22 protein-coding genes and 1 pseudogene are annotated in these 24,073 nt (G+C 64.9%); 10 read left to right on the top strand and 13 right to left on the bottom strand.

Going from position 1 to position 24,073, the window contains the following annotated elements; genetic code table 11:
* The 3 genes from CR157_RS04880 to CR157_RS04870 all read right to left on the bottom strand — a co-directional run.
* A partial coding sequence (locus CR157_RS04880; RefSeq protein ID WP_181421996.1) for a cytosine permease occupies nt 1-866 on the bottom strand: 866 nt, incomplete at its 3' end.
* Nucleotides 867-932: 66 nt separating this feature from the next.
* Nucleotides 933-2,318, bottom strand: a complete 1,386-nt coding sequence (locus CR157_RS04875; protein WP_258364065.1) for an NCS1 family transporter — start codon at nt 2,316-2,318, stop codon at nt 933-935.
* 138 nt (nt 2,319-2,456) lie between these two features.
* Nucleotides 2,457-3,203 (bottom strand): aspartate/glutamate racemase family protein, encoded by a 747-nt coding sequence (locus tag CR157_RS04870; RefSeq protein ID WP_110282377.1) that lies wholly within the window; start codon nt 3,201-3,203, stop codon nt 2,457-2,459.
* 536 nt (nt 3,204-3,739) lie between these two features.
* Here CR157_RS04870 and puuE point away from each other — a divergent pair.
* A complete protein-coding gene (puuE, locus tag CR157_RS04865) occupies nt 3,740-4,681 on the top strand; it encodes an allantoinase PuuE (RefSeq protein ID WP_110282376.1) in 942 nt (313 codons plus the stop codon).
* A 105-nt stretch (nt 4,682-4,786) separates the two neighbouring features.
* On the opposite strand, the gene CR157_RS04860 is transcribed toward puuE, so the two are convergent.
* Nucleotides 4,787-6,235, bottom strand: a complete 1,449-nt coding sequence (locus CR157_RS04860; protein WP_110282375.1) for a YfcC family protein — start codon at nt 6,233-6,235, stop codon at nt 4,787-4,789.
* Between the two features lie 426 nt (nt 6,236-6,661).
* Here CR157_RS04860 and CR157_RS04855 point away from each other — a divergent pair, with 426 nt between their 5' ends.
* Both CR157_RS04855 and CR157_RS04850 read left to right on the top strand, forming a co-directional pair.
* Nucleotides 6,662-7,195, top strand: a complete 534-nt coding sequence (locus tag CR157_RS04855) for an ureidoglycolate lyase (RefSeq protein WP_110282374.1) — start codon at nt 6,662-6,664, stop codon at nt 7,193-7,195.
* A complete protein-coding gene (locus CR157_RS04850) occupies nt 7,192-8,028 on the top strand; it encodes a bifunctional allantoicase/(S)-ureidoglycine aminohydrolase (protein ID WP_110282373.1) in 837 nt (278 codons plus the stop codon). Before CR157_RS04855 ends, CR157_RS04850 begins: the two co-directional genes overlap by 4 nt.
* A gap of 88 nt (nt 8,029-8,116) precedes the next feature.
* On the opposite strand, the gene CR157_RS04845 is transcribed toward CR157_RS04850, so the two are convergent.
* From CR157_RS04845 to CR157_RS04815, 7 genes are all read right to left on the bottom strand, one after another.
* Nucleotides 8,117-8,266: an FCD domain-containing protein gene (locus tag CR157_RS04845; RefSeq protein WP_219999874.1), complete on the bottom strand. Its 150-nt coding sequence runs from the start codon at nt 8,264-8,266 to the stop codon at nt 8,117-8,119.
* 102 nt (nt 8,267-8,368) lie between these two features.
* Nucleotides 8,369-9,448: a DUF475 domain-containing protein gene (locus CR157_RS04840; RefSeq protein ID WP_110282371.1), complete on the bottom strand. Its 1,080-nt coding sequence runs from the start codon at nt 9,446-9,448 to the stop codon at nt 8,369-8,371.
* A gap of 114 nt (nt 9,449-9,562) precedes the next feature.
* Nucleotides 9,563-11,206 (bottom strand): ABC transporter ATP-binding protein, encoded by a 1,644-nt coding sequence (locus CR157_RS04835; RefSeq protein WP_110282370.1) that lies wholly within the window; start codon nt 11,204-11,206, stop codon nt 9,563-9,565.
* Nucleotides 11,203-12,126: an ABC transporter permease gene (locus CR157_RS04830; RefSeq protein WP_110282369.1), complete on the bottom strand. Its 924-nt coding sequence runs from the start codon at nt 12,124-12,126 to the stop codon at nt 11,203-11,205. Before CR157_RS04830 ends, CR157_RS04835 begins: the two co-directional genes overlap by 4 nt.
* A gap of 3 nt (nt 12,127-12,129) precedes the next feature.
* Complete coding sequence (locus CR157_RS04825) at nt 12,130-13,044, bottom strand: ABC transporter permease (protein WP_110282368.1); 915 nt, start codon at nt 13,042-13,044, stop codon at nt 12,130-12,132.
* A gap of 58 nt (nt 13,045-13,102) precedes the next feature.
* A complete protein-coding gene (locus CR157_RS04820; RefSeq protein ID WP_110282367.1) occupies nt 13,103-14,611 on the bottom strand; it encodes an ABC transporter substrate-binding protein in 1,509 nt (502 codons plus the stop codon).
* 87 nt (nt 14,612-14,698) lie between these two features.
* A complete protein-coding gene (locus CR157_RS04815) occupies nt 14,699-15,598 on the bottom strand; it encodes a DMT family transporter (protein ID WP_110282366.1) in 900 nt (299 codons plus the stop codon).
* Between the two features lie 259 nt (nt 15,599-15,857).
* On the opposite strand from CR157_RS04815, the gene CR157_RS04810 reads away from it, so the two are divergent.
* The 7 genes and pseudogenes from CR157_RS04810 to CR157_RS04780 form a co-directional block, all read left to right on the top strand.
* Entirely contained in the window at nt 15,858-17,027 is a 1,170-nt protein-coding gene (locus CR157_RS04810) for a sialidase family protein (protein WP_110282365.1), read from the top strand.
* The gene (gene pdxA, locus CR157_RS04805; RefSeq protein WP_110282364.1) at nt 17,024-17,974 is read left to right on the top strand and encodes a 4-hydroxythreonine-4-phosphate dehydrogenase PdxA; all 951 of its coding nucleotides are present in this window, start codon (nt 17,024-17,026) and stop codon (nt 17,972-17,974) included. The genes CR157_RS04810 and pdxA overlap by 4 nt, the downstream gene beginning before the upstream one ends.
* Nucleotides 17,971-18,891 (top strand): dihydrodipicolinate synthase family protein, encoded by a 921-nt coding sequence (locus CR157_RS04800; protein ID WP_110282363.1) that lies wholly within the window; start codon nt 17,971-17,973, stop codon nt 18,889-18,891. The genes pdxA and CR157_RS04800 overlap by 4 nt, the downstream gene beginning before the upstream one ends.
* Entirely contained in the window at nt 18,888-20,012 is a 1,125-nt protein-coding gene (locus CR157_RS04795) for an iron-containing alcohol dehydrogenase (RefSeq protein ID WP_110282362.1), read from the top strand. Before CR157_RS04800 ends, CR157_RS04795 begins: the two co-directional genes overlap by 4 nt.
* Before the next feature lie 200 nt (nt 20,013-20,212).
* Entirely contained in the window at nt 20,213-21,262 is a 1,050-nt protein-coding gene (locus CR157_RS04790; RefSeq protein ID WP_110282361.1) for a four-carbon acid sugar kinase family protein, read from the top strand.
* A gap of 12 nt (nt 21,263-21,274) precedes the next feature.
* On the top strand, nt 21,275-21,994 hold the full coding sequence (locus tag CR157_RS04785) for a FadR/GntR family transcriptional regulator (protein ID WP_110282360.1): 720 nt from the start codon (nt 21,275-21,277) through the stop codon (nt 21,992-21,994).
* 171 nt (nt 21,995-22,165) lie between these two features.
* Nucleotides 22,166-22,471: pseudogene (locus CR157_RS04780) on the top strand (ureidoglycolate lyase); the annotation flags it as partial.
* 101 nt (nt 22,472-22,572) lie between these two features.
* Here the strand turns inward: CR157_RS04780 and CR157_RS04775 are convergent.
* Together CR157_RS04775 and CR157_RS04770 are read right to left on the bottom strand one after the other, a co-directional pair.
* Nucleotides 22,573-23,253: a GntR family transcriptional regulator gene (locus tag CR157_RS04775; protein ID WP_110282358.1), complete on the bottom strand. Its 681-nt coding sequence runs from the start codon at nt 23,251-23,253 to the stop codon at nt 22,573-22,575.
* A gap of 56 nt (nt 23,254-23,309) precedes the next feature.
* Nucleotides 23,310-24,071, bottom strand: coding sequence for an aspartate/glutamate racemase family protein (locus CR157_RS04770; RefSeq protein WP_110282357.1), 762 nt, complete (start codon nt 24,069-24,071; stop codon nt 23,310-23,312).
* Nucleotides 24,072-24,073: the final 2 nt, after the last annotated feature.

Raw genomic sequence — 24,073 nt, 5'->3', positions numbered from 1 at the left:
AGGGTGCCGGCGGTGATGATCAGGGCGATGAACGAGAAGAAGGCCACGTTGAGCGGCAGGCCGAGCAGGTTGCCGAGCTTCATCTCGCGTTCGCTGCGCACGAAGCGGGTGAAGTCGCCGAAGTTGATCACCACCGCGGCGAAGTAGGCGACCATGGTGCCGACGATGGCCAGGAAGGCGGCGATGGCGCTGCCGGAGTGGCTACCGTCGCCGCTGAAGATGGTGCCGATGGCGGGCAGCAGTTCGCTGCCGGCCTGGACCCAGACGATGATCATCAAGGCCACCATCACCAGGTAGACCAGCGGGCCGGCCCAGTTGAGGAAGTGCTTGATGCGGTCGATGCCCTGCCAGAAGATCGCGATCTGGAACAACCACACGATCACGAACGACACCCAGGCCACGCCCGACAGGCCCAGGAAGGTCGAGCCGTCGCCGGCGCCGAACAGGGCGGTGATCAGCAGCGCCACCGCCGTGGAGGCGAAATAGGTCTGCACCCCGTACCAGAAGATGCCGATGATCGCCCGAAGCATGGCCGGCAGGTTGGCCCCGCGCACCCCCATGCTGGCGCGGATCATCACCGGAAAGGGGATGCCGTATTTTACACTGGGTTTGCCGGTCAGGTTGACCAGATACATCACGATGACGCCGGCCAGGATGATCGCCGCCATCACCGCCCAGCCATTCAGTCCATATGAGAGAAACAGCGAGGCCGCCAGGGTGTAGCCGAACAGGCTCTGGATGTCGTTGGACCAGACGTTGAAGATCTCGAACCAGCCCCAGGTGCGCTTGCTGTGCGGTATCGGGGCCAGGTCCGCGTTATAGAGCGTCGGGTCGATGCTCTGGATATCCAGATCGCTATCTTTCATCGGGATCACCATTGTGGTTGTTGTGGTGGGCCCCGCCTGCCCGGCTCATGGGCAGGCGGGGTACTATCAGCTACAGAAGCGCTGGCAGGGGGCCCAGTGCTTCATCAGCAGGTAGTAGGTGAGACCGGCCGGGATCAGGCTGGCGTACCAGGAGACCGCGGAGAAGCTCAGGGCGGCGGCGATGCCGACGGCAGTGGCGATCAGGGCGGCGTAGTTGACGCCCTGGTAGGGGCCGGCCTGGTCATACAGCTTGCCGAGATCCAGGGTACGGCGACGAATGATGTAGTAGTCGACCACCAGGATGGCGAAGATCGGACCCAGGAACGCCGAGTAGGTCTGCACGAAGAGCTGCAGGCCGGCGGCGGACTCGGGCTGCACCAGCTTCCAGGGGAAGGTGGCGAAGGCCAGCAGGCCGACGATCACGGTGGCGACCGGGAACTTCATCTTGAACACGTCCATCAGCACGTAGGTCGGCGGTACCACGTTGTTGAGCACGTTGGTGGTGACCTGGGCGAAGGCGATGAACAGCAGGGTGGTCATCAGCAGCGGGGTGTTGTCGACGGCGTTGGCGAATACCTGGATGGGGTCGGCGGTGCCGGTGGCCTCGGAGACCATGAAACCGATCAGGCCCATGAACAGGGTGCAGGGCAGGATCGACATGGCATAGATGGTGGTCAGGATGCCGGGGCCGGTGCCGTGCTTGTGCTCACGGGAGTAGTCGCTGACGTTGAGCATCATGGTGCTGTAGATGCCCAGGAACAGCATGGTGGCGCCCCAGAAGGGCAGGCCCCAGGAGCCTTCCATGGTCAGCAGGTTGGCCGACAGCTCGTCGCCGTAGCGCTGCACCGTGGCATAGAACATGTAGGTCAGCGAGGCGAGGATGAAGGCGCTGCCGATGTTCTCCAGCCACTTGATGCCCTGGAAGCCCATCACCGACAGGCCGATCTGCAGGAACTGGAAGGTGATGAAGTAGAACACCAGATTATCGAAGCCGAACAGGGTGGCCGACACCATGTTCAGGGCGCCGGCACCGATCCAGCTCTGGAAGCCGTACCAGACGATGGCCGGCACGGCGCGTACCAGTCCCGGGACGCGGGTACCTGCGAAGCCGAAGGCGCTGCGCGCCTGGACCATGAAGGGGATGCCGTACTTGTAGCCGGCGGCACCATTGATGGCGAGCGCGATACCGATCACGAAGCAGCCGATGGCGATGGCCAGGGTCGCCTGGATCAGGTTCAGCGTGCCGACCACGCTGGAGCCCATGGCGAAGGTGCCGATCGAGACGCAGCCGCCGAACCAGGCCAGGAAGTAGGAGGCCCGGCCCATGATGCGGGTCTGCTGGGGAGCGAGTGACTCGTCCCCGGGCGCCTTGGTGCCGTCATGGGCGACGGTCTGGCCGGATACCGGGATGTCGGTGTCGGCCGTGGTGGGTTGTGGGTTGGGGTGGCTCATGGTGTTGTCCTCGCAAGTCGTTGCTCGATGTTGTGGTTATGCCCCGGCGGGCGACGGCCCGGGTGGCGATGCTTGCGGCGTGCTCAGTGGCTTGGGTTTGTCGTTGTGGTGCTGTGTCGTGGTGGTGCGTTGTTCGGGTCAGCGCCGTGGTGTCAGCTCCGAAAGGTGTGTGAAGCGTCCGGTGAAGGCCTTGGGACGCGGAAAAGCCAGGTCGCCATGCTTGCTGGTGCCCAGCCCCAGTCCCACCAGCGCCTCGGTCAGTTTCACCGCGGCGGTGACGCCCTCGACCACCGGCAGGCCCACTTCCCGGGCAATCTCGTCGGTGAGGTCGGCCATGCCGCCACACCCCAGCACGATGGCGCCGATGCCGTCCTCATCACGGGCCAGGCGGCATTCGCCGATGATGCGGTTCAGCGAGGCGTCGCCATTCTCTTCCAGGTCCAGCACCGGGATCTCCGCGGCCCGCACCCGGCGGCAGTGGTGACGGAAGCCATACTGCTCGAGCAGGTGCTCGGCGATGATGCCGGTACGCCCCAGGGTGGTGACGATGGAGAAACGGGTGCTGATCAGGCTGGCCATGTGGAAGGCGGCCTCGGCGATGCCGATCACCGGTGCCCGGGTCAGCTCGCGGGCCGCCATCAACCCCGGATCACCGAAGCAGGCGATCACGTAGGCATCGACGCCCTCGCGCTCCCCGGCCAGCACCTCCTCGAGTACGCCCACGGCGCTGATCGCCTCGTCGAAGTGGCTCTCGATGGAGACCGGCCCGTCGTCGGGCTGGGTCGCCGAGATATGGGTACCCGGCGCGGCGATGCGGCGTGCGGCCTCGCCGATCGTCGCCGTCATGCTGGCGGTGGTGTTGGGGTTGATGACGCGGATATGCATGGCGTTGGCTCTCTTGTATCTCTTGTGAACAACGTAAAATGTCTTTGTACACAAAATAGATGGCTTTTGTTTTGCCTGCAAGTCGTGGAGCGAAACCTGCCAGGAGAGGGAATATCTGTTTGGAAACAAAAGGTTGAGGCGTATTTCGAGATGTTTTCGGCCAGGGCTGCCTACTAGACCATGGTCGCTAGCCTGATTCGCCCTTCTTTTTGGCGACAATTATATGTCATGATTGTATACATTATGACCTGTCTCTCTCCACGGGGTGCCCTGGCGGGCTTGTATCACCGCTGGAGTGGTGTCCACAGGCGTCGGTGGCAGGAAAAGGCGGAAAAGGGGTTGCAGTCGCATTGAACACACCCTATCTTTTTCTTGTATACATAAATTCCTGGCCCGCTACTGTCGCGGGCTATCGCAGTGGTGGCGGTGCCCCGTGAGGGGCTGTACCCACCCGGGGTTATGCGCCCGGCCGCCATCCACGCGCTGCCGCACCGATCACTCCTGTCGAGTGTCCATAACAATCAGGAAATTGCGCCATGACCCAGCTTACGTCTTCTGACTATCCCCGTGACCTGATCGGCTATGGCCGTACGCCGCCCCATGCCAACTGGCCGGGCAAGGCGAGGATCGCCGTGCAGTTCGTGCTCAACTACGAGGAGGGCGGCGAGAATTGCGTGCTGCACGGTGACGCCGGCTCCGAGCAGTTCCTCTCCGAGATCATCGGCGCTCCGTCGTTTCCCGATCGCCACCTGAGCATGGAGTCGATCTACGAATACGGCTCGCGGGCCGGCGTGTGGCGTATCCTGCGGGAGTTCGAGCGCCGTGGCCTGCCGCTGACCGTGTTCGGGGTGGCCATGGCCCTGGAGCGTCACCCCGAGGTGGCCCATGCCTTCAAGGAGCTGGGGCACGAGATCGCCTGCCATGGCTACCGCTGGATCCATTACCAGGAGGTGCCGGAGGCAGTGGAGCGCGAGCACCTGCAGCGCGCCATGGCGATCTTCCAGCGCCTCTATGGCGAGAAGCCACTGGGCTGGTACACCGGCCGTGACAGTCCCAACACCCGCCGCCTGGTGCTCGACGAGGGCGGTTTCCTCTACGACAGCGACTACTACGGCGACGACCTGCCGTTCTGGACCCGCGAGGCAGACAGCCAGGGCGAGTTGCATGACCATCTGGTGGTGCCCTATACCCTGGACAGCAACGACATGCGTTTCGCCGCTCCCCAGGGCTTCAACACCGCGGATCACTTCTTCACCTACCTGCGCGATGCCTTCGACGTGCTCTATGCGGAAGGGGAGGAGGCGCCGAAGATGCTCTCCGTGGGCCTGCACTGCCGGCTCATCGGCCGCCCGGGACGCTTCCGCGCCCTGCAGCGCTTCCTCGACCATATCGAGGCCCACGATCGTGTCTGGGTGACGCGCCGCGTGGACATCGCCCGCCACTGGGCCGAGCACCATCCGGCCCCGGCGACCCGTTAGGACGGGGGGCGAATCGTGCGGGCGGCAATCCCATACGGCACCAGGCCCCACCCGGTGATACCGGGTGGGGCCTGGTGGCTGGCTGCAGGGGCGAGGGTCAGGCGATCAGCCGACCCATTGGGTGGCCTGGGCAAAGGCGAGGAAGCCCATGGAGATCAGCACCCAGACGCAGAACAGCGGGAAGAAGAACTTCACCCATTTCTGCCAGGGCACACCGGCGATGGCCAGGGTGGCCATGAAGTAGCCGGAGGTCGGGAAGAGGATGTTGCCGACCCCGTCACCGAGCTGGTAGGCCAGCACCGCGGTCTGGCGGGTCACGCCGATCAGGTCGGAGAGCGGGGCCATGATCGGCATGGTGACCAGCGCCTGGCCGCTGCCGGAGGGCACCACGAAGTTGAAGGCCAGCTGGGAGAAATACATGCCGATGGCCGACAGCAGGGTGGGCAGTTCACCGACGAGGTTGCCGAGGCCGAAGACGAGGGTATCCATGATCTGGCCATCCTCGAGCACCACGGCCACGCCGCGGGCCACCCCGGCGATCATGGCGCCGACCAGCACGTCGCGAAAGCCCTTGTTGAAGGCTTCGCAGATGCGCTCGGTGGTCAGGCCAGCGATCAGGCCGACGACGATGCCCATGACGATGAACAGGCCGGCCATCTCCATCATGAACCAGCCCTGGCGCAGCACGCCGTAGACCAGCAGGCCGAAGAAGGCGAAGGTGGCGATGGCGGCCAGCTTCTGGCGGCCGTTGGCCATGAGGGCGCCTTCGTCGGTGGCATGCTGGTAGAGCGAGCGCTTCTCGGCCTCGTCTTCGTCACCGGCCATCAGGCTGAGCTCGGGGCTGGCCTGGACCTTGCGGGCATAGCGCATGACGAAGTAGATGCCGGCACCCAACACGATGGCGAAGGCGGCGGCCCGCAGGCCGAAGCCGGAGTAGAGCGGCAGGTTGGAGAGTTGCTGCCCCAGCCCGGTGTTGATCGGGTTGAGGATGCCGGTGGTGAAGCCAGCGGTGGTGGCACACAGCGCCACGGCGGCGGCGGTCACCGAGTCGAAGCGCAGGGCGATCATCAGCGGCAGGATGACTGGCACATAGACCAGCGCCAGCTCCTGGGTGCCGATGATGGTGGCGACCACGGCGAACACCGTCATCAGCACCGGGATCATCAGCAGGCTTCGGCCGGCAAACTGGCGGCTGAGCTTGTCGACGCCGATCTCGATGATGCCGGTGCGCCGCAACACCATGAACATGCCGCCGATCATGAAGGTGAAGAATACCACCTCGCCGGCGCTCATCAGGCCATTGGGTATCGCCAGCATGAAGTCGACGATGCCGGTCGGGTTGGGCTCGACGAACTGGAAGGACTCGGCATCGATGGTGATGCGCCCCGCGGGGCCGGGGATCCGCTCGAATTCGCCGGCCGGCACGAAGTGGGTCGCCACCGCCGCGATGGCGATGAAGACGAACAGGATGGCGTAGATATGGGGTATCTGAAATGCTCGCTTGGGTTTGTTGAAAACGGCTTCGGCTTCACTGGCTTGAGGTTGTTGAGACATACAAGACCTCGGATTGTTGTTGGATCTGAGTGGAGTCGCATCGTCACCCTTGCCGGGTGGATGGGCTCGGGATTGCACAAGGGGACCGCGGTGACCTGAATCCGGTCCTCACGAAACAGTGGTCAACTGATGGGACACGACCTCATGGGGCGTGGGGTGCTCGGTGTGTCTTCCTCCTCGGCTGCTGCGTCTGGATTCGATTGAAGCCCATTATGGAAAAAAATTCCACAATTATTTTTTCACTTGGCAAGCTATATTGAAATCTGTGTTTCAGAAGCTAAGATGAGGGTACCGGATGGCCCGGAGGTCAATGCCTGGTGCTCGAGGAGACTTCGTGGCGAGCGAAGGCGTCGGCGCCTTGGGATGTGTCCGCCTCGGCCGTCTCTCATTCCCGGGAGGGTGAGCCTCTCCCACACAGGAGGTTGTATGCTGGAACTCGAGGCCTGTCCCCTGACGCCTGAGGCCTTCGCGCCCTTCGGCGACGTGATCGATACCCGCACGTCCGATTATTTCCATATCAATGCAGGCCGCACCCGTCGCTATCACGACCTGGCCAGGGTCGAGACCCTCGGCGAGCAAGCGCGGGCGTTGATCAGCATCTTCGTCAGCCAACCCGTCAGTGTGCCGCTGGAGCTGGATTTCCTTGAGCGCCATCCTCAGGGCAGCCAGGCCTTCGTGCCGATGCACGAGGAGCGCTTCCTGGTGGTGGTGGCTCCTCCCGGCGACACCATCGACCCCGACAGCGTGCGGGCCTTCGTCACCGACGGTCGCCAGGGCGTCAACTACCGCGCCGGCACCTGGCACGCCATCCAGTCGGTGCTGGAGCGCGAGGGCGAGTTCCTGGTGGTGGACCGCGGCGGCGAGGGCAACAACTGCGACGAGCACCCCATCGGCATCCGCGTGACCCTGCCGGAAGGTGAGGTCGTCGCCTCTACCAGCGAACAAGAGGAAACCCCATGAGTCAGCGTCAGTACTACGCCCCCCAGGGCGGCCATCCCAGCCAGAAGGTGATGACCACCGACCGCGCCATGTTCACCGAGGCTTTCGCGGTCATTCCCAAGGGTGTCTATCGCGACATCGTCACCAGCAAGCTGCCCCACTGGGAGAACACCCGGCTGTGGGTGCTGTCGCGTCCGCTGTCCGGCTTCGCCGAGACCTTCTCCCAGTACATCATGGAGGTCTCCCCCGGCGGCGGCAGCGAGCGTCCGGAGACCGACCCGGGCGCCGAGGGCGTGCTCTTCGTGGTGGAGGGCGAAACGGTGCTGACCATCGCCGGCGAGAAGTATCACATGGAGCCCGGCGGCTACGCCTTCATCCCGCCGGGTAGCGACTGGCAGCTGCGCAACGAATCCGATGCCCCGGTGCGTTTCCACTGGATCCGCAAGGCCTACGAATACGTCGACGGCATCGAGGTACCCGAGGCCTTCGTGGTCAACGAGAACGACATCGCCCCGACCCCGATGCCCGATACCGACGAGCGCTGGGCCACCACCCGCTTCGTCGACCCGGAGGATCTGCGTCACGACATGCACGTGACCATCGTCACCTTCCAGCCCGGCGGCGTGATTCCCTTCGACGAGACCCACGTCATGGAGCACGGCCTCTACGTGCTCGAGGGCAAGGCGGTCTATCACCTCAACCAGCAGTGGGTCGAGGTCGAGGCAGGCGACTACATGTGGCTGCGCGCCTTCTGCCCCCAGGCCTGCTATGCGGGTGGCCCGGGGCCCTTCCGCTATCTGCTGTACAAGGACGTCAATCGCCACATGGCGCTGCCCTACAGCAAGCGCGGCTGATGCACCCTGCCCGGTCATGCGACCGGGCAGAGGCCCTGACACGATGACACCCGCCGCTCGGCGGGTGCCGTCGTGTTCGACGGCAGGATCAACCGCGGTTGATGGCGGCGATGGCATCGCCGGTGTGCTGGACATGATCGGCCAGCAGGCGCCGGGCCCGCTCGCCGTCCCGGGCCTTGAGTGCCTCGAGGATCTCGTGATGTTCCTGGGTCGATTCCTCCCAGCGCCAGACGGCCATGCACGATCCACTGGCGCAGCACCTGGCAGGCATCTTCCGCCAGCAGCGGGCTGGTGATGGGCCGCCTGGCGGTGGGAGCTGGACGTTCCATGGCCATCTTTTTCAGGCTTGTGATTGCAGTTCAGCCCTGCTTTTCTTGCGATTCCACCGAATCGAGGAAACAAGCGAGACGCCGATCAGCCCTGCGCCGGCCAGACCAGTGATGACCTCGGGAATATGGTATAGCGTCTGCATATACATGATGACCGACAGGATGAGGATCGCGTAGAAGGCGCCGTGTTCAAGGTAGCGGTACTGCGATAGCGTGCCTTTTTCGACGAGCATGATGGTCATGGAGCGGACGTACATGGCGCCGATCCCCAGCCCGATAGCAATGACAATCATATTCTGCGTCAGTGCAAAGGCACCGATCACGCCGTCGAAGGAAAAGGAGGCGTCCAGTACCTCGAGATAGACGAAGGCGCCCAAGCCCCCCTTTGCCGCGCCCGACAAGGCTTTTTCCTTCATGTCGAGGATGCCGCTCAAGACTTCCACCACGAGAAAGGTCAAGAGCCCCCATACCGCCGAACGAATGAACACCATCATCTCACCTGCCGGGAGGAAGCGCGAAACAGCGAGCATGATGACAAGCACGATAGCGATCTCGATGCCGCGGATCGAGGAATAGCGACTGGCCCACTCCTCCAGCGCGTGGACCCAGTGGATGTCCTTTTCATGATCGAAGAAGAACTTCAGACCCACCATCATCAGGAAGGTGCCGCCGAAGGCGGCGATGGGCAGGTGGGCGTCGTGCATGATGGCTGCGTACTGTTCGGGCTGCGAGGCGGCGACCATGACCGCCTGCCACGGGCCGATCTTCGCCGCGATCACCACGATCAGGAGCGGGAAGAGAACGCGCATGCCGAAGACGGCGATGAGGATACCCCAAGTCAGGAAACGCTTTTGCCATTTCGGCGTCATGTCCTTGAGCTTGTTGGCGTTGACGATCGCGTTGTCGAAGGACAGCGAGATTTCCAGCACCGCCAGTACGCAGCAGATGAAAAAGATCGAGGCTGCACCGCCGATCGTGCCCGTCATCTGCCAGCCGAACCACCCACCCAGGGCAAGCCCAGCACTGGTAACGACAAAAGCCCACTTGAAATAACCGAGGGCCGACGCATGCGATCGCGATTGCAGTGTCATAGGCATATCTCCGGTACGGCCGGACGTCCGTCGCCCGGCCTTGGCTGAGGAATAAGGTGATAAAAGTACGACGCGCCGAAGAGGATCTGCGGCCCGGGCGCGCCGTTCGCCACGTCAAGCAGGCTCCTGCATCGGAGCACGCCGTTCCAGCGCTTCTCGAGCCTCGCGCCGCGCTGCCTGCACGTCGGGGTCGGGATCGAGGCCTGCTGCAAGCAGCCTCTGCGTATAGGGTTCGCGTGGGTTGTCGAAGATGACGCGCACTGTCCCTTGCTCGACGATCTTGCCGTTCTTCATCACTATCACATGGTCGGCAAAATCCCTCACCACGGGCAGGTCGTGGGCAATGAAAATGAAGGCGATCCCGAGTTCCTCACGAAGCTTTGCCAGAAGGTCCATAACCTGCGCCTGGATCGACACATCGAGCGCCGAGACCGCCTCGTCGCAGACGATGAGCTTCGGCTCCAGCGCGAGCGCCCGAGCGATGGCGATGCGTTGTCGCTGGCCGCCGGAGAACTGGTGAGGATAACGGGCGGCGTGCTCGGGCTGAAGTCCGACCTGCGAGAGCAACTGCAGCACACGGTCCCGCCACTGTGCACGAGGCAATATCTCGGAATGGATGACCCACGCCTCCGAGATCAGGTCGAACACCGACATGCGTGGGTTGAGCGACTGGGTCGGATCCTGGAAGACCATCTGCAACTGGCGCCGTACCCGGGCCATCTGACGAGGCGTCTTGGCAAACAGGTCCTCGCCCTCCCACAGCGCGCGGCCACCCGAGGGCTCCTCCAGACGCAGGAGCGTTTTGGCCAGCGTCGATTTTCCCGAGCCGCTTTCCCCGACAATCGCCAGCGTCTCACCGGCCCTGAGGTCGAAGGACGCCCCCTTGAGCGCGGTGAAAGTGCCGTAGCTTTTCGACACCTTCTCCAACCTTAATAGTGGCTCCCCTGAGAGAGCAGAATCACGCATCTCCCCCTTGCCAGGCGCGGCCGCGATCAACTTGCAGGTATAGGGGTGACGGGGATTGTGGTAAACCTCGCGCGCCGTCCCCCGCTCGACGATCCGCCCGCCCTCCATGACCACGACCCGGTCGGCGGTCTCGGCCACGACGCCCAGGTTATGGGTGATGAGAAGCAGGCCCATGCCCGTTTGCTGCTGGAGTTCTTCGAGCAGGGCAAGCACTTCGGCCTGAACCGTCACGTCGAGTGCGGTGGTCGGCTCATCGGCGATCAGGATGTCGGGCTGGAGCCCGAGCGCCATGGCGATCATCAGGCGCTGTCGCTGGCCACCGGAGAACTGGTGAGGATAGCGGTCCATCGCCGCTTTCGGCTCGGGTATGCCCACGCGGTGCAGCAGTTCGAGGGCTCGGCTGCGGGCTTCTTCCTTCGGGCGACCGTGGGCCGTGAGCGTCTCCATGATCTGCCAGCCCACCGTGTAGACCGGGTTGAAGTGGCTCAGTGGGTCCTGAAAGATCATCGCGATCCGGCAGCCATTGATCTCCCGACGCTCCTCGGCGCTCGCGGTGAGCAGGTCGCGCCCCTCGAACAGGATGCGGCCCTGGGTGATCTCCCCGGGCGGGGTGTCGATCAGGTTCATGATCGCGGAGGCGGAAACGGACTTGCCGGAGCCACTCTCGCCCAGGATGGCCAGTGTCTCGCCACGGTCGAGGTGCCAGCTTACCCCGTTCACCGCGTTCACCGTACCCGCGGCCGAATGAAACTGCACGGACAGGTCTTGGACCTCAAGCAGATGGTCGGTCATGTCTTCTTGCCTCCCAGTTCAAGGCGCCACCGCTGTACCGGGTCGAGGGCAGTACGCAGCCAGTTGGATAGCAGGTTGAGCGAAAGCGTTGTCAGGATGATGGCCAGGCCCGGCCAGAAGGCGAGCCACCAGGCAGTGGTCAGATAGGAGCGGCCCTGGCTGACCATCAGGCCCCAGGTGATCTCGGGCGGCTGGATGCCGATACCCAGGAACGACAGCGAGGACTCGGCCAGCATCACGAAGGCGAAGTCCAGTGTCGCGATGGTCATTAGCGTCGGCACGATCACCGGCAGGATATGCCGGAACACGATGCGCGGCGTGGACGCGCCCATGACGCGGGCGGCCTGCACGAACATCCGCTCACGAATCTCCAGGACCTCGGCGCGCGTCGTGCGCAGATAGATCGGGATGCGGGTGATCGCGAGCACGATGATGAGGTTCCCGACCGAGGGGGCGAGGATGTAGAGCACGATGACCGCCAGGAGCAGCGAGGGAAACGACATGATGATGTCGGCCAGTCGCATGATGACCTGCCCCACGCGACGCCCCGCATAGCCGGCGATCAGGCCGAGCGTGGTGCCGATCACCATCGAGCAGGCGACCGCCCCGGCAGCGACCATGATCGTGTTCTGCGCCGCGACAATGATACGAGCGAGCAGTGGGCGGCCAAGGGCATCTCCCCCCAGCAGGAACTGCCAGCCGTTTTCGAGCGAGAACGGCGGCGCGTTGCGTCCGCGCAGGTTCACCTGGGAGGCCGCTTCGGACAGAGCGGCCGGGCCGAGCAGGGCGCAGGCGAAGATGACCAACAGGAAGAGTGCGGCACAGAAAGCGAACTTGTCGGCCCATAGCATGCGCAGCACGGTGAACAGGCGCTGTGCCGGCCGGTGGTTGGTATCGGGAACGGGTGCGGAAACTATCATCGGTCAGTACCTGATCCGAGGATCGAGCACGGCGTAGGCCATGTCGATCAGGAGGTTCATGATGAAGATCGCGAGCGCGGTGACCACGATCGAGGCGAGGATCACGTTGAAGTCGCGCTGGAGAATCGAGTCGATCATCAGCTTGCCGACGCCGGGAAAGCCGAAGATCGTCTCGACGATGACGGCGCCGTTCAGCATCGCCGCCGCCTGGTCACCGATCACCGTGATGACGGGCAGCATGGCGTTGCGCAGCGTATGCACGAAGATGATCGGGCGGTTGCGAACGCCCTTGGCCCGCGCCGTCTTGACATAGGCCGAGGTCAGCGCCGAGATCATCGAGCCCCGTACGACCTGCAGGATCAGCCCGAAGGGCCGTACGAACAGTACCGCGACGGGTAGCACCCAGTGCCAGACGCTGCCGGTGCCCGAGGTGGGTAGCCATCCCAGCTGGACAGAGAAGAGCACAATCGCCACGATGGCGATCCAGAAATCGGGGGCGGAGGCACCGACGAGCGAGATCAGCGAAGTCAGCCGGTCGAACAATCCGCCGACCCGGAAGGCCGCGAGTGAGCCAAGTACTACGGCAGTGACGGTGACGAGCGCCATGGTGATGAGTGCCAGTTGCAAGGTCCACACGAAGGCTTCGAGCACCACATCGATGGCGGGGCGGGCCTTGCGGATCGACTCACCGAAATCCAGGCGAAGGAGATCGGTGACGTAATTGCCGAACTGGACCAGCAGCGGGTCATTCAAGCCGTGGATCTCACGGAAGTTCTCGAGCATCTCCTGGGAGGCATCGATGGGCAGGTAGAGGGCGGCCGGGTCCCCGGTCAACCGGGACAGGAAAAACACCAGCACCACGAGCCCTAGCAGCGCGAGGAAACTCGCCGCAGCTCGTTGTCCAATCATGCGTTTCATGGCGTCTCCTTGGTCTTGGGGTAGGCGGGGCGATGCCGATCGCCCCGCTTCGAGGTTGTTATTCGAAGGCGATGTCTGCCAGTTGTAGCTGGCTGTTGGTCGCAATCGTCGGCTCCCAGTCGAGACGTTCGTTGACGCGAGCGAACCCGACCATGTGGAACAGCAGCGCATCGGCCACGACGTCATCGTGAAGGTAACCGAAGAGCTCCGACCAGAGCTTGGCCCGCTCCTCGCCGGTCGCCGCGGTCGCCTGGGCGATCAGCTCATCCACGCGGGCATCCGCGATGCCGGATTGACGGCCTTCGGAGTGATACTTGAAGTACATCGAGAAGACCGCATCGCCACGCGCATTGTCGTGCATCGCCGCCACGAGTTGCGGATTGCGATTCTCGGGATAGGGCTTGGAGTAGAGGTTCTCGAACTCGGCGACCTCATACATCTGGAGATCGACGTTGAAGCCGACGTCGGACAGCATGAAGTGCAACGTTTCCATCACCTCCGTGACATTCGGGTAGTTGCCCGTCCTGCCGACCAAGGTGATCTCTCGATCGACCGGCACACCCTCCGCAGCGGCTTCCTCGAGCAGTGCGCGGGCCTTTTCGGGGTCGTACGCCGGCGGAGTCAGCTCCGCGTTCCAGCCCTGGGTCGTCGGCGGCACGATGGCCGTGGCCAGTTCGGTGCCCTCGGGCAGCAGCGAGCCGACGAAGGCCTCGCGATCGATGGCATGGTTGATGGCCAGCCGCACCCGGCGATCATCCAGCGGCGCCATCGCATGATCGAGCCGGAGGTAGAGGGTCTCCGAGTTCGGATAGGAATGATCGAGTTCAGGATCATCCGCCTCGATGGCAGAGACCGACGGGGCGATGTCGGCCTCATCCGTTTCCACCATGGCGGCACGCACGGCCGGATCCTGCCGGAACAGATAGGTCGCGCCGCTCACCTCGGGCGTATCGCCCCAGTAATCGTCGCGCCGTTCCAGCCGGATGTTCTGGCCAGGGTTCCACTCCGCCAGGGTGTAGGGACCCGTGCCGATGGGCTCACGGGTGAATTCGACCGGCGTCTCCGACGGGACGATCGTCAGCAGCGACATCAGCAGTGGCATGATGGGTTGCGCCGGCTCTGCCGTGAAATCGATCGTATGCTCGTCGACGATGGCCGGCGTGATGTCCATCCCACTGTAGTAGCGCGCGATCTCGCAGCTGATCTGGTCGCTCATCGCGCGAGCGAATGAATGCTTGACATCCTCGGCGTCGAAGCTGGACCCGTCAGAGAAGGTGACACCCCGGCGCAGGTGGAAACGCCAGGTGTTGTCGTCCACCTGCTCCCAGCTTTCCGCGAGGCGTGGCTTGATGCCGCCACCGCCGTCGCGTACGTCGAGCTCGGTCAGTGTCTCCGAGATGTTCTGCAGGACGACTCGACCGATGTTCGAACGGGTTGCCATGCAGGGTTCGACCAGGTCGGTCTCTTCGGCGAGGACGACCGTGACGTTCTTGTTTTCCTGCGCGATGGCCGGGCCGAAGGACGCCGACGCGAGCAGAGCGCCGATCAATAGATGGTTGGGTTTCATTCCCTTTCTCCTGATATTTCGCAGCGTGTTGTTGAGACGGCCCGCGGCGTCGCTGCCTCCGCCGCAAGCGCTGAGCGATATGGCTTACTAGCGATTATTGCGCACGATTCGCACGAGCCGTTCGCCGTTCGATACGACGAGAGCGGAACCCACGATGATCGCGGCGCCGATCCAGGTGGCCGTGTCGGGGATTTCCGAGAACATCACGAAGCCCAGCAGCGCCACCGCCGGAAGGCGCAGGAAGTCGATCGGTGCAACCAGCGATGCGTCCGCCAGGCTGAACGCGCGGGTCATCATCGCCATGTTGATGGCACCGAGCACGCCCTGAAGGATCAGGAGCCCCAAGACCGCCGGAGACGGCGTGGTCCAGAAGAACACTGCCGGCACTAGCGCGAGCGGCGCCGTGACGATCAGGTTCCAGGCGACGAGGGTGTCGGTATTGTCGCGCGCCGACATGGACTTGAGCATCAGTTGCGCCACCGCGACCAGTGCCGCGCCGGCCAGCGCGAAGAGCAAGGCCGGCGACACGGTGCCGGCATCTGGACGCAGCACGATCAGTGCCCCGGCGAAGCCGGCGAGAACGCCGACGATCCGCCCCGGCCCCAGCCGCTCGCCCAGGAAGAGCGCCGCGCCCAGCGTCAGGAAGATGGGGGCGGTGAACATGATCGCTGTCGCATCGGCCAGCGAGGCGGCGGCGAAGGCGGCGTAGAAGGCCACCAGCGACAGCAGCTTCAGCACCGCCCGCACCGCATGGAGCGCCCGGTGGTTCGTCGCCAGGAGACGGCGATGGGTCACGATCCAGGGGGCGAAGGCGAGCAGGCCGAAGACGCTGCGGAAGAAGCCGATGACGAAGGGGTGGACCTCGGCCGAGACCAGGCGCACGAGCACGGCGTCGACGGCGCTGAGCGTCGCCGCACCGGCGACCAGCAAGGCGGCGAGTGTCGCGTTGTTCGCTGTGGTGCCATTCCCCGGGCATGTCGCCGGCATCGGGTTTCCTCCTGCCTGTGGAATACCTCCGAACCATGGCTCACCCCTCAAGAAGTTGTCAATCAATAAATGGGATCGCCAATACTGCCTGTTTTTAACCATTTTTAAATTATTGATTTATAAGTATAAAAATCAATATTTATCCTTTGGTCTATAGGTGGTGGCTTCCCAGTTAACTTGACAACATCTTTGATCATGACGATGCTCACCGTCACCGGGCAGCGAGAGTGCCCCAATGACGCATGGAGTGAATGCACGAATGACACCCGACGAAATCGCAGCCCGCATGGACGGAACGCTGGTCGCTCGCCCCGGCGGGATGGAGGCGATCCTGCCGTCATCGGCGGTGCAGAATCATGCCGCTTTCCTTTCCGTTCTTCCCGATGGCGCATTGCTCTGCGCGTGGTTCGGCGGAACGCTCGAAGGCAAGTCGGACATCTCGATCCACGCCTCGGTACTGGCGCCGGGCGCCGATGCCTGGGGGCCTGCGCAACGCCTCACCGACGACCCGGTCCGGTCCGAGCAGAACCCGGTGATCTTCACGTCGCCCGAGGGCGAGATAATGCTGTTCAACACGGCCCAGCCCGCCGGCAACCAGGACGAGGCGCGGGTGATGATGCGCCGACTCGAGTTGGATGGTGGCCACGTCGCCAGTGGCCCATGCCGCGACATCGGCTTGCCGGATGGGACCTTTATCCGCGCCCCCCTGCGCATCCGAGACGATGGTGCATGGATGCTGCCGCTGTTTCGTTGCAATCCTCGCCCAGGGCAACGCTGGAGTGGCAGCCACGACACGGCCGCGATGTCGGTATCGACCGACCGGGGCGACACCTGGACGGTCGAGGACGTGCCGGACTCGCTAGGCGCGGTTCACATGTCACCCGTGCCCCTCGGGGACGACCGGCTGGCGGCCTTCTATCGTCGACGTCAGGCCGATTTCGTGCACCGCTCGGAAAGCCTCGATGGCGGCCATACCTGGACGCCCCCCGTCCCCACCGACGTGCCGAACAACAACTCCTCGATTGGCGTGACGCGACTCGCCGATGGGCGAATCGCCATGGTCTGCAATCCGGTCTCGGCGGCGATGTCCCAGGACCGGCGCGCGTCACTCTATGACGAACTGGGCGAGGACGACGACCGGCCCGACGCCGTGGGCGGCTGCCTGCCGACCTGGGGCGTGCCGCGTGCGCCGCTGACGCTTTGCCTGTCCGAGGACGGTGGCCGCAGCTTCCCGCACCGCATCGTCATCGAGGACGCCCCGGGTACCTGTCTTTCCAACAACTCGGTGGACGGCCGCAACAAGGAGCTGTCCTACCCCGTCATCCTGCAGCGGGCCGATGGTCAGGTGGACATCGCCTACACCCTGTATCGGCGGGCCATCAAGCACGTTCGGCTCAGCCTCGATTGGATCAACGGAGCAATCGCATGAACGACATCATCGGCATCACAATGGGCGACCCGGTCGGGGTCGGTCCCGAGATAACGGTCAAGGCACTGGCCGAGATGACACCCGAACAGCGAGCTAAAACGCGCGTCTTCGGCAACCTGGCGACGCTCGAGGCGGCCCAGAAGGTGGTCGGCACCTCGCTCGATCTCTCTGGCCTGGTCGAGGATCTGGACGTGCCAGGCGCACCCTTACCCTGGGGGCGACTCGACCCCGCGGCCGGCGACGCCGCCTTCCGCTTCATCGAGGCGGCGGTGCGCGCGGCCGAGGCCGGCGCGATCGGCTGCATCGTCACGGCCCCCATCAACAAGGCGGCGCTGAACGCCGCCGGCCACCATTACGATGGCCACACCGGCCTGCTGCGTAGCCTGACGGCGGCGGATTCGGCCTTCATGCTGCTGGCATCCGAACGGCTGGAGGTGATCCACGTCTCCACCCATGTCTCGCTGAAGGAGGCGATCGGTCGCGTCACGCCCGAGCGTGTGCTGGACACGATCCGCGCGGGACACGCGCACCTGCGACGCATCGGGATCGAGACGCCACGGATAGCCGTCGCAGGGCTCAACCCCCATTGCGGCGAGAACGGCCTTTTCGGCAACGAGGACGTGGAACAGATCGGGCCGGCCATCGCCCAGGCACGGGATGAGGGCATCAGCGTCGAGGGCCCCATTTCGGCCGACACGGTCTATTACCGCGCCTATCAGGGCGGCTTCGACCTGGTGATCGCGCAGTACCACGACCAGGGCCATATTCCCATCAAGCTCGTGGCATTCGACACGACCGTCAACGTCACGGTGGGACTGCCGATCGACCGCACCTCGGTGGATCACGGCACCGCCTTCGACATCGCCGGTACCGGCAAGGCCAACCACACCAACATGAACGCCGCCATCGCCTATGCGCGCAAACTGGCGGCAGGAAGGTGTCAATGAAGACTCACGACATCAGCGGCGTGTTCTGTGCCGCCGCGACCCCCTTCGCCGAGGACGGCAGCCCGGATCACGCCGCCTTCGCCCATCACTGCCACGCCCTGATCGAGGAGGGCTGCGACGGTATCGCCCTCCTCGGCACGACCGGCGAGGCGAATTCCTTGGGCCTGTGGGAGCGGCAGGACCTCCTCGACCGCGTCATCGAGGCGGGCATCGCCCCATCACGGCTGCTTCCCGGGACTGCACAGACCAGCGTGACGGACACCGTGGCCCTGACTCGCCACGCGGTCGAAGCCGGTGTTCGGGCGGTCGTGCTGTTGCCCCCCTTCTATTACAAGGGCGTCAGCGACGAAGGGCTCTTCCGTGCCTACGCCGAGACCATCGACCGGGTCGCCGACGACCGGCTGCGGGTGATTCTCTATCACATTCCCCAGATGTCGGGGGTCGCGATCTCGCAGCAGCTCATCGCTCGCTTGCAAGCCGCCTATCCCGGGATCGTGGTCGGGGTGAAGGACAGCTCCGGCGACCTCGACAACATGCGCCGCACCATCGCCGAGTGTCCGGACTGTGCCGTGATGGCCGGGGCCGACCCGTTGATGCTGCCCTTGCTGCAATCGGGAGGCGCCGGTTGCATCACGGCCAGCTCGAACCTGGTCGCGTCGGACCTGAGGGTCGTCTTCGATGGGTGGGAGGATCCCACGCGAGAGGCAGAGGTCGCGGCGGCGCAAGCGTGCATCAACGCGTGGCGCGAACTGAGCAACGCCTATGTCCAGCTGCCAACCGTCAAGGCGATGCTCGCCCGACGCCGGGGCTGGGACGGCTGGACCCGCGTCCGCCCGCCGTTCGTTGAACTTGACGACGAAGAACGTGCGTCGGTCTGGGCGCAGATGGAAGAACTCGAGCATGAGGGGGCAGCATGACCGCAATCGACAACCCGATCACCATTCATCAACCCCAGCAACTGGAAGTCGGCACTGGCGCCGCCGCCCGCCTGGGGGCATGGGCGACAGGGGCCCGGCGACCGCTGGTCATCGCCGGTGAGCACACGGCGGGCTATGTCGACGCCCTCGAGTTGCCGGGGCAGGTCACCGTCTTCGCAGACATTCCGCCAGAGCCCGACACCACGGCACTCGACCGGGCGATTGCCGTAGCCCGCGATTGCCGACCCGACCTGGTCGTGGGCCTCGGCGGCGGGTCGGTGATGGACATCGCCAAACTGGTCGCCGCACTCTGGGACGGTGAGCAGACGCTCAGGGACGTTGCCGGGCCGAACCGCGTGCAGGGCCGTCGCACCACCCTCGCCCAAGTCGCCACTACGGCCGGCACCGGATCCGAGGCAGGCATTCGTGCACTGGTCACGGACCCTGAGACAAAATCGAAGATCGCGGTGGAAAGCCCGTTCCTGCTGGCCGACTTCGCCGTACTCGATCCCGTGCTCACCTACTCGGTACCGCCCGCCGTGACCGCCGCGAACGGGATCGATGCGATGGCGCATTGTGTCGAAGCATTCACCAACATCAAGGCGCACGACCTGATCGACGGCTATGCGCGGATGGGGATGTCCCTGATCGGAAAGTATCTGCCCCGTGCGGTCGCCGATGGTCAGGATACCGAGGCGCGCGCCGGCATGATCCTCGCCTCGTATTACGGCGGGATCTGCCTCGGCCCGGTGAATACCGCCGCCGGCCACGCGCTCGCCTATCCGCTCGGCACGCGGCTCGGCCTGCCGCACGGGCTGTCGAATGCCATCATCTTCCCGCATGTGCTGGCCTACAATGCGCCGGTGCGGCCCGAGAAGACCCATGAGATCGCCGCGGCGCTGGGGCTTGACTTCGACGGCTCGCCCGAGACACTGCTGGCTTCAGCGCATGCCTTCTGCCGGGACCTCGGCGTCGAGATGCGCCTGGCCAAACACGGTGCCCGAGAGCAGGACCTGCCTGGTTGGGCCGAGGAGGCACACGGCATCCGGCGGCTTATGGACAATAACCCACGCGACATGACCGTCGGCGACGTGCTCGAGATATACCGTGCCGCGCTTTAGATCGCAGCGCTTGGCTTCTCACCGGCGGTTGTACACACCCGGCCAAGGGAACTGATGCCCATGCCGCAATCGAGCTGGCCGCAGGGGGCATGCCGATGCCACCTCGGCCAGGCCATCTCCCTGATGGCCGGTCGAGCGAGTCGCCAGGCCAAGCGGTGACGTGCAATCAATCATCAAGCGAATTCCCAAAGAGAGCTGCGATGGCGCCCACGACTGAACTTCCGAGACTGGCGATCGTTGCCGACGATCTGACCGGCGCGCTCGACTCCGGCGCGGCGTTCGCACGATATGGCTTGCGGACCCTTGCCGTGACCTCGCCAGAGGCCATCGATCGCGTGTTAGCCGAGGGGCGCCCCGAGATCCTGGCCATCTCGACGCAAACGCGCGACGCCTCCCCGGATGAAGCGAGACGGCGGGTAGCGCAGGTAGTGGCGACACTGCCTGCCGGCACCCCCATCTTCAAGAAGGTCGACTCCCGGCTCAAGGGGCCGATCGCCGCCGAGCTTGACGAAATCCCCTTCCGCCGACTCGTCGCCATGCCGGCGATCCCGCTATTCGAGCGCGTCGTGCGCAATGGGTGCGTCAGCGGCTTCGGCGTGGACTCGCCGATATCGGTGGCCGCCGCCCTCGGCCACCATGCCGACCGCGCCTGCATTCCCGACATCGCGCATGACGAGGACATGGACCGGTGGCTTGACGCGACCGATCCCGATACCCTGCTGCTCGGCGCGCGCACTCTGGCCGAACGGGTGGCGCGGCGCATGGCCGAACGTCGCAACCCGGAGGATGCGCCACTCTCCTTCCCCCCGGCGCTGTGCGTTGTCGCAGGGTCGCGGGATGCGATCACCCTGGCTCAGATCGAGTCGCTACTGGCAGCGCACCCGGATGCCGTGCATCTTCCGGCACCGAACGGCTGCTTGGTCGCAGCGCCGGGACAACCAGCGCGACTGATGGTGTTGCAGGCCGTTTCAGGGCCCGGTTCGGTCGCGGGCGAGACGGTGGCGGCCAGCCTGGCCGCGTCGTTGGCCCAGCTCGTGGAACCCGGCGCCGTGACCTTGCTCCTGACGGGTGGCGCGACGGCGGAGGCCGTGCTGCAAGCCCGTGGTATTCTGGTCATGGAACTGCTGGGTGAAGTGCTTCCTGGGCTCCCGGCCTGTCGCGCCGGAGGTACTATATTCATCACTAAATCGGGCGGCTTCGGCGTGAATGACACGCTTGCCAGGGTCGCCGAAATGGTCTGCACGACATAACGGAACAGCCGCATGAGTGATCGACGGGACCCGACCTCGGGACGACGTAGTTTAGGCGAGATGGTCTACGACCATCTGCAGCGTGCGATCAAGTCGGGGTCCTACCAACCCGACGAGCGTCTGCCTACCGAACATGAGCTTGCCGCCGAGTTTCAGGTGTCTCGCCCCATCGTGCGGGACGCGCTTCAGAAACTTCGCGAGCAAGGACTGATCTATTCGCGGCGCGGCGCGGGCAGCTTCGTACGAAGCCTCGGCCTGCGACAGCCGCTGGGTTTCGGCCAGATAGAGAACATCGCCGATCTGGAAGATTGCTATGATTTCCGCCTCAGTGTCGAACCGGAGGCAGCGGCCCGGGCTGCCGAACGGCACAACGCGGAAGACCTCCAACGCATCAAGGCTGCCCTGGATATGCTGCGTGACGCAACCAACCGTCGCCGGCACCGCGAGGACGCAGACTTCCAGTTTCATCTCGCGATCTCACAGGCGTCGGGAAACCGCTATTACGCGACGGCGATGGAGGCACTGGAAGACCACATCGCCGTCGGCATGCAGTTTCACGGGCTGTCGCTCAAGACGACGCCCGATGGCCTGCGACATGTGTTTGAAGAGCACCGCGCCATCGCCGAGGCGATCGAGCAACGCCATCCCGAACTGGCGCGTGATCTCATGCGTCAGCACCTGACCGGGTCGCGCGACCGCCTGTTCGAAGGCAAGCGACGCGCGGCAGTCTAGCCGCCCGCCGGAGTTGACCGATCGATCGTCGCAAGAAATACGGATGTCGAGTCAAGTTTATCGATCTGAGGCGCCAGCTGATGGTTTGAACCTTTGCTCGAGAGGCGCTCGTCGACCTTCCATTGTCCCGTGATGCTCGGGGAGGACCAGTTAGACCAATGGCGTCTCCTGCGTCCGTGTGCGTTGCCCCTGGAACTCGACTTCCTCGACCGCCATCCGCTGGGCAGCCAGGCCTTCATGCCGCTGCATGAGGAACGGTTCCTCGTGGTCGTCGCGCCGCCGGGCGATGCCATCGACCCTGCCGAGGTGCGTGCCTTCATCACCGATGGGCGCCAAGGGGTCAACTACCGCGCCGGCACCTGGCACGCCATCCAGTCGGTGCTGGAGCGCGAAGGAGAGTTCCTGGTGGTCAACCGTGGCGGCGAGGGCAACAACTGCGACGAGTATCCACTGGCGGTGAGGGTGACCTTGGAGTGAATGCCTTGGGCCGAACGCCCGAGGTACTGAGCTTGATGACTCGATAAAAAGGGGCCCTCCGTGTGGAGGGCCCCTTTTTCAAGGTGCCACGGGGCATGGTGTCACGGGCGGGGGCAGTTGATGGCGGCGATGGCATCGCCGGTATGCTGGACATGGTCGGCCAGCAGGCGGCGAGCCCGCTCCCCGTCACGGGCCTTGAGTGCCTCGAGGATCTCATGATGCTCCTGGGTCGATTCCTCCCAGCGCCCCAGGCGATCCAGGGCCAGGTAGCGGGCGCGTTCCAGGCGGCCCAGCAGGCCGCGATGCGTCTCTTCCAGCACCGGATTCTTGGCGCCGGCGACGATCAGGCCGTGGATGCGCTGGTTGAGCTCGAAGTAGGCGTTGCGGTCGCCCTTGGCCAGCAGCCGCTCGAGGCGCTCCTGCAGGCTCTCCAGGCGCTTGAGCTCGGTATTGGTCATGCGTTCGGCGGCCAGGCCGGCGGCCAGGCTCTCCAGGCCGGCCTCCACCTCGAAGAGGTGCTCCAGCTCCTTGGCGTCGATGGGCGCCACCCGGGCGCGGCGGTTGCGTGGCATCACCACCAGCCCCTCGCCGGCCAGGCGCTTCAGCGCCTCCCGCAGGGGAGTGCGGGAGATCCCCAGCTCCTCGCAGAGGGCCGGCTCCAGGAGGGTCTCCCCCGGGGGCAGCTGGCCGCGGACGATGCGCCGGTGCAGGGCCAGGTAGGCCTCTTCCGCCAGGGACGGGGTAACGATGCGTGTCACCCCCGTGGAGGACTCCGTACTCATGGGCATGCTCCTTTAGGGCCTCGGTCCATTCTCCCTCAGCGAGGGGGGATGTCCAGTCAGGCGGGGGGCGTCAGGCCGCTGCGCCCCACCAGGCGGGCCAGGGTCTCCGGCAGCCCCTGGCAGGGCTTGGCGGGGGGCGCGGCGAAGCTGCCGGCGGTGGGCGCCGTGGCCCCCAGGTCGACCAGCGCCTGGGCCTGGTGCAGGGCACAGGTGACGCCATCCAGGGCCGGCACCGGCAGGCGTTCGGCCACGCTCCGGGCCAGGCCGGCCAGGGGCGCGCCGGCCAGGATCAGCACATCGGCGCCGTCGTCGGCCACCGCCCGTTCGGCCAGGGCCACCAGGCGCTCGCCCTGGTCCTCCTGGACCCGGCCGATATGCGCAAGGGGCTCGTCCAGGGCGCGGATGCTGGCCAGGCGATCGGCGAAGCCGTAGCTGGCGATGGTCTCCCGATACCAGGCCTGGATGCGCTGGGAGATGGCGATCACCGAGAAGCGGCTGCCCTGCTGACAGGCGCTGACCAGGGCCGCCTCGGTCATGCCGACCACCGGGATCGGCAGGATCTCGCGCAGGGCGGTCAGCCCTGGGTCGCCGAAGGCGGCCACTATCACGGCGTCGTGGTCGGCGTAGCGCTCGGCGGCCAGCTGCATGGCGGCGTAGCCGCCGATCTGGGCCTCGGCGCGGGTCTCGATATAGGCCACGCCGAAGGGCGCGGTGGCCATGCTCAGCTCGGTGCCGGGGCGGGTGCTGCGCCGCGCCTCGCGCTCGATCAGGGCGGTAACGTCGGTGGAGATATTGGGATTGATGACCAGGAGTTTCATGG

It is taken from the genome of Halomonas sp. LBP4, assembly GCF_003202205.1.
Lineage (GTDB): Bacteria > Pseudomonadota > Gammaproteobacteria > Pseudomonadales > Halomonadaceae > Halomonas > Halomonas flagellata.
The sequence above is the reverse complement of the archived record's forward strand: the minus strand, read 5'-3'. Positions and strand labels throughout refer to the sequence as shown.